This window comes from Heliomicrobium modesticaldum Ice1 (assembly GCF_000019165.1).
GTDB classification, from domain to species: domain Bacteria; phylum Bacillota; class Desulfitobacteriia; order Heliobacteriales; family Heliobacteriaceae; genus Heliomicrobium; species Heliomicrobium modesticaldum.
The window spans coordinates 1,355,001-1,370,864 of sequence record NC_010337.2 but is presented as its reverse complement, the minus strand read 5'-3'; the positions used below and the strand labels follow the sequence as shown (position 1 = coordinate 1,370,864).

Genomic DNA, 15,864 nt, shown 5'->3' with positions numbered 1-15,864 from the left:
TTTGCAGGCTACTTTTTCTCAAAGCTTAGTTTTCCATCGGCCATACCGACGATGATCTGATCGCCGGCTTTGTATTCGCCCTTCAGGAGCGCCTCAGAGATCTCATCTTCCACGAGCCGCAGGATCGCCCGGCGCAAGGGACGGGCACCGAAGGTCTCATCATAGCCGACCTTGGCCAGGTGGTCCCGGGCGGCATCGGTGACCTCCATGGAGAGCCCCGCTTCGGCCAAGCGGCGGTTCACCTCGCCGAGCATCAGGTCGACGATCCGGCGGATGTCTTCGGCGGCCAGCGTATGGAAGACGATCATCTCGTCGATGCGGTTGAGGAATTCAGGCCGGAAGCTGCGCTTCAATTCCTCCATGACCCGGTTTTTCATACCCTCATACTGGACTTCCCGCTCCTTGGCGCCCTGCTCCGTCGGTTTGAAGCCCATGACAGCGGAGCGCTTGATCGTCTGGGCGCCCACGTTGGAAGTCATGATGATTACCGTGTTGCGAAAGTCGACGGTCCGCCCCTTGCTGTCGGTGAGCCGCCCGTCTTCGAGCACCTGCAGAAGGATGTTGAAAACCTCGGGGTTGGCCTTTTCAATCTCGTCGAGGAGGATGACAGAGTAGGGGCGGCGACGGACAGCCTCGGTCAACTGGCCGCCCTCGTCATGGCCGATGTAGCCGGGGGGCGCGCCGACGAGCCGCGACACGGAATGTTTTTCCATGTACTCGGACATGTCGATACGAACCATGGCATCTTCCTGCCCGAAAAGGGCTTCGGCCAGGGCGCGGGCCAGTTCCGTCTTGCCGACGCCAGTGGGTCCGAGGAAGATGAAGGAACCGATGGGGCGCTTAGGATCTTTAAGGCCGGCCCGGGCGCGACGGACAGCCCGGGAGACAGCAGCGACAGCTTCGTCCTGGCCGATAACGCGGCGGTGCAGCTCCTCTTCAAGCTTCAGCAGGCGCGCGCTTTCGCTTTCGGCGAGCCGGGTGACTGGAACACCGGTCCAACTGGAGACGATCTGGGCGATATCTTCTTCACGGACGACCGTATTGGCGCTGCCCCGGGCATGCTCCCAGTCAGACTTCTGCTTTTCCAGTTGGGCGCGCAACTGCATCTCCTGATCACGTAACTGGGCGGCTTTTTCAAACTCCTGGGAAAGGACGGCGGCTTCCTTCTCCTTGCGCAAACCCTCCAAGCGGGACTCCAGTTCCTTCATATCGGGTGGCGCCGTGAAGGTTTGCAACCGGACGCGGGAGGCGGCCTCATCGATCAGGTCGATGGCCTTGTCGGGAAGGTAGCGGTCGGAAATATACCGATCAGAGAGGCGGACAGCCGCTTCGATGGCTTCATCGGTGATCTGCACTCGGTGGTGGGCCTCATAGCGGTCGCGAAGTCCCTTGAGGATGGCGACGGCCTCTTCCCGCTTCGGCTCGCCGACGGTGATCGGCTGGAAACGCCGCTCCAGGGCAGGATCGCGCTCGATGTGCTTTCGATACTCATCCAGCGTGGTGGCGCCGATGCACTGTAGTTCTCCCCGGGCCAAGGCCGGCTTGAGGATGTTGGCAGCGTCGATGGCGCCTTCCGCCGCACCGGCGCCGATCAGGGTGTGCAATTCATCGATGAAGAGAACGACGTTGCCGGCCTGGCGGATCTCGTCCATCACTTTTTTCAGCCGCTCTTCAAATTCGCCGCGGTATTTGGAGCCGGCGACGACCGAGGAGAGGTCCAAGGTGACGACCCGCTTGCCGGTCAAGGTCTCGGGCACCTTTCCATCGACGATGCGCTGGGCCAGCCCCTCGGCGACGGCCGTCTTGCCGACGCCAGGTTCGCCGATAAGGACGGGGTTGTTTTTCGTGCGGCGGGAGAGGATCTGGACGACCCGCTCGATCTCTCTCTCCCGGCCGATGACCGGATCGAGTTTGCCGTCGCGGGCCAACTGGGTCAGATCGCGGCCGAACTCATTCAAGGCGGGCGTCTTGCGGCCTCGTTCTGCAGCGGCGCTGCTGCCATTTCCGCTAGGAGTCGGCTGGGGTCCGCCGAGCAGGGTCATCACCTGATGGCGCACCTTTTCCAAAGTGAGGCCCAGTTCAGCCAGGACGCGGGCGGCGACACCTTCGCCTTCACGGATGAGGCCAAGCAGGATGTGTTCCGTGCCCACGTAGTTGACACCCTGGCGCCGTCCTTCTTCGTTAGCCAGCTCGAGGGCACGCTTCGCCCGCGGCGTCAATCCGATCTCAGAAGGCTCACTGGCGCCTTCGCCGACAAGCCGGATCACCTGTCGACGGACCTGTTCCAGGTCAAGGTGCATGCTGAGCAAAGCCTTCGCTCCGATGCCCTCACCCTCCCGGATCAATCCTAGCAGCAGGTGTTCCGATCCGACGGCGGGGTGTTTGAGGGCCACCGCTTCCTCTTTCGCCAAGAGGAGTACCTTTTGCGCTCGCTCCGTAAAACGTCCCATCATGGGGAATCATCCTCCTTCCAGACAAATCAACGCTGTCTATATGTCCATCTCAATCGCCGTGAGCGCTTGCCTCATGGCAGCTCTCCCTCGAAAGCCTGCCCCTTTTGACTAGGCCATGTCTCGATCGCCAGGCGGTACACCAAAAGTCCCTAGAACGGCTACCCGTCGAGATTAAAGCGCTCGCGGATCAGAGCGGCCCGTTGCACATCCCGCTCGAAGGGGCTCAACTCTCGGCCGGCCAGCTTTTGCAGAAAGGCGGGCCGAGTCAAAACCAGCATCTCGTTGAGGACCTGTGGCGAGACACCCCGGATGATCCCCAGATCGATGCCGAGGCGCACATTCGACAAGAGGGTCATCGCCTCCTGAGAGTTGATGATGCGGGCGCTGGTCAATGTGCCATAGGCGCGGCATACGCGGTCTTCCAGTTGGGGCTTCGTCTCTTTGAGCAGCACCTGGCGGGCCATCCGCTCATGGTCGATCAGCTGGGTGGCCACGACAACCAGGTTGGAGATGATTTCCTCCTCAGAGCGGCCCAAGGTGACCTGGTTGGAGATCTGAAAGAGGTTGCCCGTGGCGTCGGTACCTTCACCGTAAAGCCCGCGAACGGTCATCCCAATCTGGGATAAGGAGGCCAGTACACGGGAAGCCTGATTGGTCAGCACAAGCGCCGGCAGGTGCATCATCACTGAAGCCCGCAAGCCCGTGCCTACGTTGGTCGGACAGGCAGTCAGATAACCGAGCTTCTCGTCAAAGGCAAAGTCAAGCTTCGATTCGAGGATGTCGTCGATCCGGCTGGCCAGTTCCCAGGCTTCCTCTAATTGCAAGCCAGGGAAGAGGCACTGGATCCGCAGGTGATCCTCCTCGTTAATCAGCACGGAGACGGCTTCATCAGCCCGAAGGATGAGCCCTTTCCCGGCGGCCTCTTCGGCATGCTGAGGACTGATCAGGTGTTTGTCGACAAGCACCAGCCGGTCGAGGGGCGCCAACTCTTCCAGATTGACAAAAATCAGATCGCCCGAGGTTTGTTCGACTGCGGCATCCTTGATCGCCCTTTCCACCTGGCTGACGACGGCCTTGGCCTGCTCCGCAGTAGCTACATTAGGGAAGGGGATGTCACAGAGGTTGCGGGCGAGCCGCACACGGGAACTGATGACGATCTCCGACTCTTTTCCCGTTCCTTCCATCCACTTGGTCAAAGCCTGATTGACAAAACGATCGCGCATCGTCATCCCCCTCACTCTGCCATACCTTTTTCCAACTCGCGGATCTGGTCGCGAAGCCGCGCCGCCTGCTCAAACTCCTCGTTGGACACGTGCTGTTGCAACCGGACGCGCAGGTTCTGGATCTCCCGCTGCAAGCGGATGCTGCCGCCGCTGCGTTTGGGTACCTTGCCCGTATGGCGGTTAGAACCTTGCACACGCCGCAGCAGCGGCTCCACCTTGTCCTGGAACCGGCCGTAACACTGGTGGCAGCCCAACCGCCCTGTCTGGCTGATCTGGCTGTAGCTGGCACCGCAGTGCTCGCATTTGCCCGGCCCATGGAGGTTCAGGTTGACAGAACCGGCCGTTTTTCCGGTGTCGAAGCCGAGCAACCCGGCTAAGAACTTGTTGATGGGAAAATTATTGTCATAGGCCATGCTCCATTCCTTATGGTGGGCGCGGGCGCACTCCTCGCAGAGGTTGACCTCCGATTTCTGCCCGTTGACAATCTTGGTCACATGGACCGTTGCCGGACGCTTTTTGCATTCATCGCAAAACATGGCAAAACCCCCCTCGATCATTTTGCCTGCCTCTCTCACTTGAGCTCTTCTATATTGAGCTCTTCCATCCCTTCAGCTTTTTTCCTTCCCCTGCTCCACTTCCGCTTCGGGCGCCCGATAGCGCTTGAGGTTGGAGAGCATCGCCTTGAGCAGGCGAGCGCGGAGCAGATCCCGCTGGGGAAAGCCGATCTGCAGCACATCGCGCTGAACAGCGGCCTGCATGATCAGCCCTTCCCGGATGGTCAGGATCTGCTCTTCCATCAGCCGTTCGATGATCCGGCGAGCCTGGTCTTCCGACAGCATGTCGCCCAACCGGGTGGACAGGATCTCCCACAAGTCGCCCTCCATGTCCAATTTGACGATGCGGACGAAACCGCCGCCGCCGCGCCGGCTTTCCACCACATAGCCCTGCTCAGCAGCGAAGCGCGTTGTCAGGACATAGTTGATCTGAGAGGGCACGCAGCCGAAGAGGGCGGCCAACTGCTGACGTTGGATCTCGATCATCCGTTCTCGGCTTTTTTCCAACTGTTCCTTAATATAGCGCTCGATCTGATCGGCCAAATTGGCCATGTCCCATCACCACCGTGTGTTGATGACAAGGGTGCGTCGACTACCCTCGCTTACGTCGACTTCCGGTTATTATCATCGGCGGTGTTCCCTTCGTTCGCCTGCTCCACCTGGAGTCGCCCATCGCGCTCGTCAACCATGATCCGCCCGCCGTCGCCGACAGAGCCGGCGATCAGCGCCCGGGCCACCGGCGTTTCCACATGACGCTGGAGGTAGCGCTTCAGCGGACGGGCGCCGTAGATGGGGTCAAAGCCCTCTCGAGCGATATGAGACTTGGCCGCCTCGGTCAGAGTCAAGCTGATCCGGCGTTGGGCCAGCCTTTTTTGCAGGTCCCTCGTCAGGATGTCGATGATCGCGGTGATCTCCCGGAAGGTGAGCGGTTTGAAGAGGATCACATCATCGACACGGTTGAGAAACTCCGGCCGGAAGTGGGTCCGCAGGCTGCCCATGACCTGATCGCGCGCATGAGGCCGGATCTCGCCGTCTTCTGTCGCTCCTTCCAGCAGGTGCTGGGAGCCGATGTTGGAGGTCATGATGATGACCGTATTCTTAAAATCAACGGTGCGACCCTGGCTGTCGGTGACCCGCCCGTCGTCGAGGATCTGCAGCAGGATGTTGAAGACGTCAGGGTGCGCCTTTTCAATCTCGTCAAAGAGGATGACCGAATAGGGCTTGCGCCGCACCGCCTCGGTCAACTGGCCGCCCTCTTCATAGCCCACATAGCCGGGGGGCGCGCCGATCAGGCGGGAGACAGCATGTTTCTCCATGTACTCGGACATATCGATGCGGATCAGGTTCTCTTCGCTGTCAAAGAGCGACTGGGCCAAGGCCTTGGCCAGTTCCGTCTTGCCGACACCCGTCGGCCCCAGGAAGATAAAGGCGCCGATGGGGCGGCGAGGGTCTTTGATGCCGGAACGGGCTCTCAAGACGGCATCCGTCACCAGTTGGACGGCCTCCTCCTGGCCGACGACCCGCTCATGGAGGATCTCACCCAGCCGGAGCAGCTTTTCCCGTTCCCCCTCGACAAGGCGCGCCACCGGGATGCCGGTCCAACGGGAGACGATGTCAGCGATCTCCTCTTCCGTCACCTCTTCGCGGAGCAGCCGGTTTTCGCCGGACTTGCGGGCCAGCTCGGCCTCTTCCTGAGCAAGCTGCCGCTCCAACTGGGGCAGGCGGCCGTATCTCAGTTCGGCGAGGCGGTTCAGGTCATAGTTGTAGCCCCGCTCGGCCTCTTCCACCTCGCGACGGACCTTCTCTATCTCCTCGCGCAGGGACTGAACCTTGCGGATCGCCTCTTTCTCCAAGTCCCAGCGCGCCCGCATCTGGTCTTCCTTTTCTCGCAGGTCGGCCAGTTCCCGGCGGAGCGCTTCAAGCCGCTCTTGGCTCGCCCTGTCTTTTTCCCGGGCCAAAGCGGCCTCTTCCACCTCCAACTGGACGCGTCGCCGGTTCACTTCGTCGAGTTCCGTCGGCAAGGAATCGATCTCCGTGCGGATGAGGGCGCAGGCCTCGTCGACAAGGTCGATGGCCTTATCGGGCAGGAAGCGATCGCTGATATAGCGGTTGGATAAAGTCGCCGCCGCTACAAGGGCGCTGTCATGAATTTTGACGCCGTGGTGGACCTCGAAGCGCTCTTTCAAGCCTCGCAGGATGGAGATGGTGTCTTCCACATCGGGCGCGTCAACGAGGACCGGTTGAAAACGCCGCTCCAGTGCCGCGTCTTTTTCAATATACTTGCGGTATTCATCCAAGGTAGTGGCGCCGATGCAGTGGAGCTCACCCCGGGCGAGCATGGGCTTCAACATATTGCCGGCGTCCATGGCCCCTTCGGCCTTACCGGCGCCGACGATGGTGTGCAATTCGTCGATGAAGAGGAGGATGCGCCCGTCGCTCTTTTTGACCTCTTGCAGCACCGCCTTCAACCGTTCTTCAAACTCGCCGCGGTACTTGGCGCCAGCCACGAGAGCGCCCAGGTCTAGCGCAAAGATGGCCTTATCTTTAAGCCCCTCCGGCACGTCGCCGCGGACGATGCGCAAGGCCAGTCCCTCGACGATGGCCGTCTTGCCCACACCGGGCTCGCCGATAAGGACAGGGTTGTTCTTCGTCTTGCGGGAGAGGATACGGATGACCCGCCGGATCTCGGCGTCGCGCCCGATGACCGGGTCGAGCCGTCCCCGCCGGGCTTCCTGGACCAGTTCGCGACCGTACTTTTCCAAGACCTCGTAGGTGACCTCCGGATTGGCGCTGGTGACGCGCTGGTGTCCGCGGATCGCCGTCAACGCCTTCAGCAGGTTTTCGCGGGTCAGGTTAGACTCGGCAAAGATCCGCTTGAGCGGCCCGTCGAGGACCGGATCCAAAAAGGCCAGCAGCAGGTGCTCCACAGAAACGTATTCATCTTTCAGGTTGCGCGCTTCTTCCTCGGCTTTCACGAGGAGGCGCTGGAGACGCGGTGTGATATATACCCGTCCCGGCTCGACACCCGGTCCGGAGATTCGAGGCTTTCGCTCCATCTCCCGTCGGATTTTTCTGCCAAACTGATCGCTGTCTATTCCCATCTTGTCCAGAAGCCGACCCGTTAACCCTTCTTCCTGTTCCACCAGGGCGGTCAAGAGGTGCTCCAGATCGACTTCCGGGTTTCCCTGCTGTACGGCCAGCGATTGGGCCGCCGCAAAGGCTTCCTGGCTTTTCTGGGTCAATTTGTTGAAGTCCATGTTCCCACCTCCAAAAAGCGAGACTTTTTTTCAGACAGGAGACTTTCATCCCATATAGGGCACAACAGGACTGCGGCGCCAGATCGGGTATTGGAGCAGAAAGATAGGGCTCCTCTGTTATTGACTAACTTTGACCTTTGTAGCTCTATTTTATCACCGCTTGGCTCCTCTTATTCAAGACGCGCCGGAGGAAAATGACTCGCCATAGGGTGATTCCGTAAAGATTATCTCCTTATCCCTGCGAAAATCTCTCTATTTCATTATTTTTGCACATCTGCTCTTTCTCTTGACAGGGCCATTGTTAAGTATAAAATTACACTAAGGGGTGTATTTTTACACCTAACGCAGGAGGGGAGGATTTCCTATCAAAATCGACGACGCAGGCCTTCTCACCCAAGACGCCTTTGACCAATTGGTTTCAGAAAAACTCCGCGAGATCCGCACAGAAGCCGATTTGACCCAGGATAAGATGGCGGAGAGCATCGGCATATCGAAAAAGACGCTCGTCGATGTGGAGAAAGGACGGAAGACCCTGGGCTTTACGGCAGCGGCGCTGACGGCCCTCTTGTTCCGCCGAGGAGAAACGGTGCAATCCCTCTTCGGCGACATGACCATCGACGTGATCGAATTTGTTTCCAGGCGAGCCAACTCGCGCGCCTGGTACAAAACCTTAGGCGGCCGCGTCTGGTGGACCGAAGAATGCCGGCAAGGGCCGTTCATCGTCCAGAAACACCTCTTCACCCCCTATTACAGGATCATCGACAAGGACCATTACCTTCATTATTACAGCATGAACCGGGAGGAGACCTACAAGCGATTGACCGAACTGGGGTCAGAAACGATGGCAGAAGAGAATTGGGGAAAGGAAGGTGATAGGCCGTGATGTCTCGGAACAAGTGGTTGCGCGACGAGATCACCCAGTGGCATGGGGAAGGCCTGATTACAGCCGATCAAAAAGAACGCCTCTTGGAGCGATATACCCCTTCCGAATGGCGTTCATCGCAGATCATCCTCTGGCTGGCCGGCCTGCTCGTCGGTCTCGGCTTTATCCTGCTGGTGGCCCACAACTGGGACGATATCCCGCGCCATACGCGGCTGGCCTTGATCTGCGGCGTCATCGTCATCACCTACACCACAGGCTATCTCCTCGCTTACGGCAGAGGCCCCAACCCGCTCGCCGGTCGTTACCCCCGCATCGGTTCAGCCTTCCTCCTGCTCGGCTTGCTCTCCTACGGCGCTGGCATCTGGCTCGTGGGCCAGATGTACCACATCACCGCTTATGATGCCACCGGCCTCGGCTTATGGTTCCTTGGCGCCATCGCCGTCGCCTACCTGACCGGGCATCCCCTCTTTTTCCTGTCGGCGCTGGTTCTGCTCACAGCCGCCAATATCAGCGACGCCACCGACAAGGCCATCTCCCTCATCACCGGTCCCTTGTTTTACGCCGCTTTTGCCGGGCTCATCTTTCCCTTTCTGTGGCGTCACAACGAACCGCTTCACCGGTATGGCGCGACGATCGCCTTCTTCCTCTGCATCCTCTTCCAGTTGCTCGAAGCGGAGCAGAGCCTGATCTGGTTCTCCCTTTTCCCGCTGCTGAGCCTGATCTATGACAAGACAGCGGAAAAGAGCCGTCGACCCTTGCGACCGCTGCTCTCCACGCCGTTGCTGCTGTGGGGCGCCTTCTTCGTAGAAATCGCGGTCCTCATGAGCCGTCCACTCCTGCATCCGGAATGGACATGGCTGGTCGGCCTCTGGGTAACGCTTTCCGCTGTTCTCTTTTGGATCGGCCTTCGCAAAAAAGCTCTCCTCGAATCGCTGGCGATGGTCGCCCTCACGTCGCCCCTTTCCTTTGTGTCTAAAATGTTCGAGCCGGAAAAGCCTTGGCTGGCCGAGGACAGCGCCATCCTGACCACCTATACGGAAGTGACGGCCCTGCTCATCCTCTTCGCCGGCGCCATCGCGCTGATTCAAAGCGGGAGCCGCCTGCGCGAGGAATGGCAGATCAACAGCGGCACCTGCTTCTTCCTCGTCTGTGTCATTTACGCCTACGGCCGATACGCCTGGGGGATCCTCGACAAGTCCCTCTTTTTTATCGGCGGCGGCCTCATCCTTTTCGCCCTCGGCTACGCATTGGAACGCAAACGGCGCCAGCTCCTGGACGCCTCACGGAAGGGAGAATAGATGATGCGTCGCAACGCCTTTATCGCCGTCGTCATCCTACAGGTGCTCGTCCTGCTCTTCATGGCGGGCAGCCGGGCCGTCATCGTTTCCGCCGGCCAAGAAATCACCTTGAAAGCGGCGCCCGTCGATCCGCGCCATCCTTTTATGGGCGACTATGTGCGTTTACGGTACAACATATCCGAGATCGACACGCGCGCCGTGCCGAACGACATCACGGAAGGGAAGCTCAAAAACGGCAGCAAGGTCTATGTCATCGTGGAAGAACAGCAGGGCCTCTATCAACCGGTCGGCCTCTATTGCAACGAACCTGTCCCCGGACCAGGGCAGGTGGTGTTAAAAGGACGCTTTGCAGGGCTGCGCTACCCGGTACCTCCGGCCGAGACTTTGTCGACACCGGAGGAAAAAGAATTCTACCGCGACGCCGAACCCAGCTTCGCCTGGGTCGAGTACGGCCTGGAGGAGTATTATGTGCCAGAGGGCACTGGCTTGCAGCTGGAGCAAGCCCTGCGGGAGCAAAAGGATGTCTTCGCCCGCGTGAAGGTCTGGCGCGGCGACTGCGTCCTCACAGCGGTTTCAACTTAAACCGCCCTTCCAAAATAAAAATTGCGCCTCAGAGACTGGCCGAGAGGCCGTGAACAACCTGAAAAAAAACGAGAGAGTTCAAAAAAACTAATCGAGTAGGAGGGGGTGATTAACCCCCGTCCTCTCACACCACCGTACGTACCGTTCGGTATACGGCGGTTCATGCTGGTTGACGATGAGATTGGTATGTTTCGACTAAACTGACTAAGCCCTGTTCCCGCCAGTAGGCGAGGCCAAGGGCTTTATTCATTTGCGGGGTCAAGGACAGACGCCAATATCCTTTTCGTGAGCCGCTGATGTTGCATGCCCATTCCTCCGGGATCCCCAACGCCACTAAGTTTCGTCTTCGTGTCTTCGGGCGCTTCCATTGCTTGAGCAGGCACATCCGCAGTCGTCGGCGAAGCCACTCATCCAACTCTTTAAGTACGCTTGGCGTGTCAATGAGTCGAAAGTAGCCCATCCAGCCTTTCAGGTATTGGTTGAGGGTGACCAGTCGGTCCTCCATCGCAATGCTTCGGTTCCGCCCAGTGAACTGGCGGATCTTCTCTTTCACCCGTTTCACCGTTTGGGGGGCGAGCCGAATCTTTGCTGCCTTATGCCACGTAAATGAAAACCCCAGAAACTTTCGGTTCCAGGGTCGGTCGACTGCGCTTTTCTCCCAGTTGACCTGCAGTTTTAACCGCCCCTCCAGAAACTTTGCCATACCCTCCATCACTCGTTGCCCTGCCCGTCGACTGCGGACGTAGACGTTACAGTCGTCGGCGTACCGGCAGAAGCGATGTCCCCGGCTTTCCAGTGCCTTATCCAAATCATCCAGGATGATGTTCGCCAGCAAAGGGCTGAGTGGACCTCCCTGGGGTGTTCCTTCCTCGCTCTTCACACGAATCCCGTTGAGCATGACCCCGGCCTTGAGGTATTCTCGGATCAACTTCAAGATTCGTTTGTCCTTCACCTTGCGCGCTACGCGCGCCATGAGAATGTCGTGATTGACGCGATCAAAGAACTGGGCCAGGTCCATGTCAACCACCCATCGGTAGCCGTCGGCGATGTATTCCTTCGCTTTCTTCACCGCTTGGTGCGCACTCTTTCCCGGACGAAATCCGTAGCTGTTCGTGGAAAAGTCAGGGTCGAAGATCGGCATCAGGATCTGGTTCAGGGCCTGTTGGATCAGTCGATCGACGACAGTGGGAATGCCCAGCTTCCGTGTTCCGCCTTGGGGTTTGGGAATTTCAACCCGCCGGACCGGTTGCGGTCGATAGGTCCCCTCCAACAATTCCTGTTTAATGCGCGACCATTCCTCTTTTAGGTACGGGCGCAGGGATTCTAGCCCCATACCGTCGATTCCGGCCGCGCCTTTGTTGGCCATGACTCGCTTATACGCTTCCGTCATGTTCCCTCGTTCGACGACTTTCTCCATCAGGTCATACGTCTCTTCGCGGGGTTGCTTCGCTTCTTGTGCCGGTAACGCGCTCGGCACTCCACCGGTCCCCTGCGGATTCACCGCTTCCTCCCGTTGGCAGTTCCCTTTCGGGATATTCGGCTGTCTCTGCGCGTCACGCGAACGCATCGTCGCTTCCCCTTCCATCATGTTCGGTCCTTCATCTGGCCGGACGTCGGGCCAGCCTACTATGACCTCTGCTGACTCCTGCCGGTTCAGCCACGCCTTTCGGCGTGGTTTCCCAAGTTACTTGGTCCCCCGGCAGGCCTCCCCGGGTAAGAACGTTGCCTTTCCCTCCATCTACCCGCCCCATTTACTCTCGGCAGCCTTCGGTGACAAGGACTTCGCTTTGTTCGGCAAGCTCATCCAACTGCCGCTAGCCTCACCTGGGGTTCGTGGTCCTCGGGCCGGAGGTTTGCCGCTGGCTTCCTTCAGATTCCGCCTCGCGGCGGACACCCTTGCCTTAAGCTAACGCCTACTGCCACCTTCGGCGTTCGGGACTTCCACCCTAGAGACAACGCCCATGCCGGGCGCACCAAAAAACCTCAGACTTATTCGTCTGAGGTTTTCATCTTCATAAATGGCTCCTCGAGTAGGATTCGAACCTACAACCTACCGGTTAACAGCCGGTTGCTCTACCGTTGAGCTATCGAGGAACAAGGGTAAGGAGATTCTACCTAGTCTTATATGAGATTGGCATCAACCGCATAGAAGACGGGCTTGCCCCTTAAAAACTACACAGCGGATATCTGTCGTAAAGCAGCAAAGAAGGTCAAGTCCTCGACCGATTCGTACCCGTCGACTGAACGCCTCGCGGCGCGTACATCTCGGGCCGATCTACCAGGTCATCCTCCTGGGGTCTTACCTCTTTCGAGTGGGAAGTCTCATCTTTGGGTCGGTTTCGCGCTTAGATGCTTTCAGCGCTTATCCGCTCCCGACATAGCTACCCAGCGCTGCCGTTGGCACGACAACTGGGACACCAGCGGTCGGTCCACCCCGGTCCTCTCGTACTAGGGGCAGCTCCCGTCAAACTTCCTCCGCCTGCGATGGATAGGGACCGAACTGTCTCACGACGTTCTGAACCCAGCTCACGTACCGCTTTAATGGGCGAACAGCCCAACCCTTGGGACCTACTTCAGCCCCAGGATGCGATGAGCCGACATCGAGGTGCCAAACCTCCCCGTCGATGTGGACTCTTGGGGGAGATAAGCCTGTTATCCCCGAGGTAGCTTTTATCCGTTGAGCGACGGCATTTCCACTCACATACCGCCGGATCACTAAGCCCGACTTTCGTCCCTGCTCGACTTGTCTGTCTCGCAGTCAAGCTCCCTTATGCCTTTGCACTCTTTAGACTGATTTCCAACCAGTCTGAGGGAACCTTTGGGCGCCTCCGTTACCTTTTAGGAGGCGACCGCCCCAGTCAAACTGCCCACCTGACACGGTCCCTGCGCCCGCTTCAGGGCGCCAGGTTAGAACTTCAGTGCATTCAGAGTGGTATCCCACCGGCGACTCCACCAAACCTGGCGGCCTGGCTTCCACGTCTCCCACCTATCCTGTACAAAACACACCAAAATCCAATGTCAGGCTACAGTAAAGCTCTACGGGGTCTTTCTGTCCTATCGCAGGTAACCCGCTTCTTCACGGGTAGATCAATTTCGCCGAGTCCCTCGTTGAGACAGTGCCCAGATCGTTACGCCTTTCGTGCGGGTCGGAACTTACCCGACAAGGAATTTCGCTACCTTAGGACCGTTATAGTTACGGCCGCCGTTTACTGGGGCTTCGGTTCAAAGCGTTAACCTCTCCCCTTAACCTTCCAGCACCGGGCAGGCGTCAGCCCCTATACGTCACCTTGCGGTTTGGCAGGGACCTGTGTTTTTGCTAAACAGTCGCCTGGGCCTCTTCACTGCGACTCCCTCGATGCTATGATGTCATAGCTCGCCGGAGTACCCCTTCTCCCGAAGTTACGGGGTCATTTTGCCGAGTTCCTTAACGAGGGTTTGCTCGCGCGCCTGAGGATTCTCTCCTCGCCTACCTGTGTCGGTTTGCGGTACGGGCACGTTACATCTCCCTAGAGGCTTTTCTTGGCAGTCTGGAATCAGTGACTTCGCTACTAAGGTTCGCTCCCCGTCAGACCTTCGCGTTGATGAGCGACGGATTTGCCTATCGCTCCGCTACCGTCTTTGGCCATGCTCGACCGGCGGCATGGTTCACCTATCCTCCTGCGTCCCCCCATCGGTCAAACGATCCAACGTGGTACAGGAATCTCCACCTGTTGTCCATCACCTACGCCTTTCGGCCTCGGCTTAGGTCCCGACTTACCCTGGGCGGACGAGCCTTCCCCAGGAAACCTTAGGCTTGCGGCGGGCAGGATTCTCACCTGCCTTTTCGCGTACTCATACCGGCATTCTCACTTCCTTGCGCTCCACCCAGCCTTCCGGCTGAACTTCTACGCCCAAGGAACGCTCCCCTACCCAAGACTTACGTCTTGCCGAAGCTTCGGCGGCCTGTTTAGCCCCGTGTCATTTTCCGCGCAGCGTCACTCGACCAGTGAGCTATTACGCACTCTTTCAATGATGGCTGCTTCTAAGCCAACATCCTGGTTGTCTGGGCAACGCCACATCGTTTTCCACTTAACAGGCACTTGGGGGCCTTAGCTGTCGGTCTGGGCTGTTTCCCTCTTGACGACGGATCTTAGCACTCGCCGTCTGACTCCCGGGCATAAATGCGGGCATTCTGAGTTTGACAGGGTTCGGTAACCGGTGAAGGCCCCTAGCCCTATCAGCGCTTTACCTCCCGCATTCTAATCCCGAGGCTAGCCCTAAAGCTATTTCGGGGAGAACCAGCTATCTCCGGGTTCGATTGGAATTTCTCCCCTACCCACACCTCATCCGCCGACTTTTCAACGTCGGTCGGTTCGGGCCTCCACGAAGTTTTACCTCCGCTTCACCCTGGACATGGGTAGATCACCCGGTTTCGGGTCTGCAGCCACGAACTATGCGCCCTGTTCAGACTCGCTTTCGCTTCGGCTTCGGCTTTTCGCCTTAACCTTGCTCGTGACCGCAACTCGCCGGTTCATTCTACAAAAGGCACGCCATCACGGTTAAACCGCTCTGACTGCTTGTAAGCATACGGTTTCAGGTTCTCTTTCACTCCCCTTCCGGGGTGCTTTTCACCTTTCCCTCACGGTACTTGTGCACTATCGGTCGCTGAGGAGTATTTAGCCTTGGAGGGTGGTCCCCCCGGATTCCCACGGGATTTCACGTGCCCCGCGGTACTTGGGATCCCTTCTATCCTTCTTGCCTTTTCGCCTACAGGGGTGTTACCTGCTGTGCCGGGCCTTTCCAGACCGCTTCGACTAAGACAATTGGGACATGGTGAAGGTCCCGCAACCCCGCCTCCGAAGAGGCGGTTTAGGCTCTTCCCCTTTCGCTCGCCGCTACTGAGGGAATCTCGGTTGATTTCTTTTCCTCCGGGTACTGAGATGTTTCAGTTCCCCGGGTTGGCCTCCCACGCCTATGGATTCAGCGTGGGATACTTGGATATGACTCCAAGTGGGTTGCCCCATTCGGGTATCCACGGATCGAGGCCTGCTTGCGGCTCCCCGTGGCTTTTCGCAGCTGTCCGCGCCCTTCTTCGCCTCTCAGCGCCTAGGCATCCGCCGTATGCCCTTACTAACTTGACCTTATAATCGATTATTGTCGTTGCAACCTGTCTGTCGTGTCGCTAAACTTATCTTTTCACTGACGCGTTGACGATGCCTGGCATCGTCGACCCATCATCGAATCGATAAGGTTCGCTCAGCGCTACTGACAGCCGCTTCGACCATAACCGCTTGCGCTTTACTTATCCTCTGTGCAGTTTTCAAGGAGCAAAAAAATGATGGTGGGCCTAGGTGGACTTGAACCACCGACCTTACGATTATCAGTCGTACGCTCTAGCCAGCTGAGCTATAGGCCCTTGATGACCCGCTTCTGTCCGGGCATCGCTGCGCAGACTGTCGGGCCTGCCGGTTTCCCGGCTGATCCGGCAACGTCCTACTCTCCCGGGGACCACCGTCCCAAGTACCATCGGCGCTGGAGAGCTTAACTGCCGTGTTCGGGATGGGAACGGGTGTGACCTCTCCGCCATTGTCACCGGATCATCTTTAGCTGTGAGGAACGACCATCACGAACATTT

The 15,864-nt window shown here is 58.5% G+C and carries 9 protein-coding genes, 2 tRNA genes and 2 rRNA genes; 3 read left to right on the top strand and 10 right to left on the bottom strand.

Annotated features, from left to right (window positions below):
* Positions 1–8 precede the first annotated feature (8 nt).
* The 5 genes from HM1_RS06110 to clpB form a co-directional block, all read right to left on the bottom strand.
* Positions 9–2,453, bottom strand: a complete 2,445-nt coding sequence (locus HM1_RS06110) for an ATP-dependent Clp protease ATP-binding subunit (protein WP_012282437.1) — start codon at positions 2,451–2,453, stop codon at positions 9–11.
* A 158-nt stretch (positions 2,454–2,611) separates the two neighbouring features.
* Positions 2,612–3,676 (bottom strand): protein arginine kinase, encoded by a 1,065-nt coding sequence (locus HM1_RS06105; protein ID WP_012282436.1) that lies wholly within the window; start codon positions 3,674–3,676, stop codon positions 2,612–2,614.
* A gap of 11 nt (positions 3,677–3,687) precedes the next feature.
* Positions 3,688–4,212 (bottom strand): UvrB/UvrC motif-containing protein, encoded by a 525-nt coding sequence (locus HM1_RS06100; protein WP_041314885.1) that lies wholly within the window; start codon positions 4,210–4,212, stop codon positions 3,688–3,690.
* 72 nt (positions 4,213–4,284) lie between these two features.
* Positions 4,285–4,782: a CtsR family transcriptional regulator gene (locus HM1_RS06095; RefSeq protein ID WP_012282434.1), complete on the bottom strand. Its 498-nt coding sequence runs from the start codon at positions 4,780–4,782 to the stop codon at positions 4,285–4,287.
* A 50-nt stretch (positions 4,783–4,832) separates the two neighbouring features.
* Positions 4,833–7,487 (bottom strand): ATP-dependent chaperone ClpB, encoded by a 2,655-nt coding sequence (clpB, locus tag HM1_RS06090; protein ID WP_012282433.1) that lies wholly within the window; start codon positions 7,485–7,487, stop codon positions 4,833–4,835.
* 412 nt (positions 7,488–7,899) lie between these two features.
* Between clpB and HM1_RS06085 the strand changes: the two genes are divergently transcribed.
* Genes HM1_RS06085 through HM1_RS06075 form a run of 3 tightly spaced genes read left to right on the top strand, consistent with a single transcriptional unit; the run spans position 7,900 to position 10,250 of the window.
* Positions 7,900–8,370 carry a helix-turn-helix transcriptional regulator gene (locus HM1_RS06085; RefSeq protein WP_012282432.1) on the top strand — a complete coding sequence of 157 codons (471 nt, stop codon included), beginning with the start codon at positions 7,900–7,902 and terminating at the stop codon, positions 8,368–8,370.
* Positions 8,370–9,668: a DUF2157 domain-containing protein gene (locus tag HM1_RS06080; RefSeq protein WP_041313441.1), complete on the top strand. Its 1,299-nt coding sequence runs from the start codon at positions 8,370–8,372 to the stop codon at positions 9,666–9,668. Before HM1_RS06085 ends, HM1_RS06080 begins: the two co-directional genes overlap by 1 nt.
* Positions 9,669–10,250: a GDYXXLXY domain-containing protein gene (locus HM1_RS06075; protein ID WP_012282430.1), complete on the top strand. Its 582-nt coding sequence runs from the start codon at positions 9,669–9,671 to the stop codon at positions 10,248–10,250.
* Positions 10,251–10,410: 160 nt separating this feature from the next.
* Here the strand turns inward: HM1_RS06075 and ltrA are convergent, their stop codons facing one another.
* From ltrA to rrf, 5 genes are all read right to left on the bottom strand, one after another.
* On the bottom strand, positions 10,411–11,838 hold the full coding sequence (ltrA, locus tag HM1_RS06070; RefSeq protein WP_012281204.1) for a group II intron reverse transcriptase/maturase: 1,428 nt from the start codon (positions 11,836–11,838) through the stop codon (positions 10,411–10,413).
* A 431-nt stretch (positions 11,839–12,269) separates the two neighbouring features.
* Positions 12,270–12,344 (bottom strand) — tRNA-Asn (locus tag HM1_RS06065).
* Between the two features lie 112 nt (positions 12,345–12,456).
* Positions 12,457–15,370, bottom strand: a 23S ribosomal RNA gene (locus HM1_RS06060).
* A gap of 198 nt (positions 15,371–15,568) precedes the next feature.
* Positions 15,569–15,645, bottom strand: a tRNA-Ile gene (locus tag HM1_RS06055).
* A gap of 64 nt (positions 15,646–15,709) precedes the next feature.
* Positions 15,710–15,826: ribosomal RNA gene (gene rrf, locus HM1_RS06050) — 5S ribosomal RNA — on the bottom strand.
* Positions 15,827–15,864: the final 38 nt, after the last annotated feature.

Excerpts from the sequence above, each read along its gene's own strand:
- HM1_RS06110 (WP_012282437.1), bottom strand. The coding sequence starts at position 2,453 with ATGATGGGACGTTTTACGGAGCGAGCGCAAAAGGTACTCCTCTTGGCG.
- HM1_RS06105 (WP_012282436.1), bottom strand. The coding sequence starts at position 3,676 with ATGCGCGATCGTTTTGTCAATCAGGCTTTGACCAAGTGGATGGAAGGA.
- HM1_RS06100 (WP_041314885.1), bottom strand. The coding sequence starts at position 4,212 with ATGTTTTGCGATGAATGCAAAAAGCGTCCGGCAACGGTCCATGTGACC.
- HM1_RS06095 (WP_012282434.1), bottom strand. The coding sequence starts at position 4,782 with ATGGCCAATTTGGCCGATCAGATCGAGCGCTATATTAAGGAACAGTTG.
- clpB (WP_012282433.1), bottom strand. The coding sequence starts at position 7,487 with ATGGACTTCAACAAATTGACCCAGAAAAGCCAGGAAGCCTTTGCGGCG.
- HM1_RS06080 (WP_041313441.1), top strand. The coding sequence starts at position 8,370 with ATGTCTCGGAACAAGTGGTTGCGCGACGAGATCACCCAGTGGCATGGG.
- HM1_RS06075 (WP_012282430.1), top strand. The coding sequence starts at position 9,669 with ATGATGCGTCGCAACGCCTTTATCGCCGTCGTCATCCTACAGGTGCTC.
- ltrA (WP_012281204.1), bottom strand. The coding sequence starts at position 11,838 with ATGATGGAAGGGGAAGCGACGATGCGTTCGCGTGACGCGCAGAGACAG.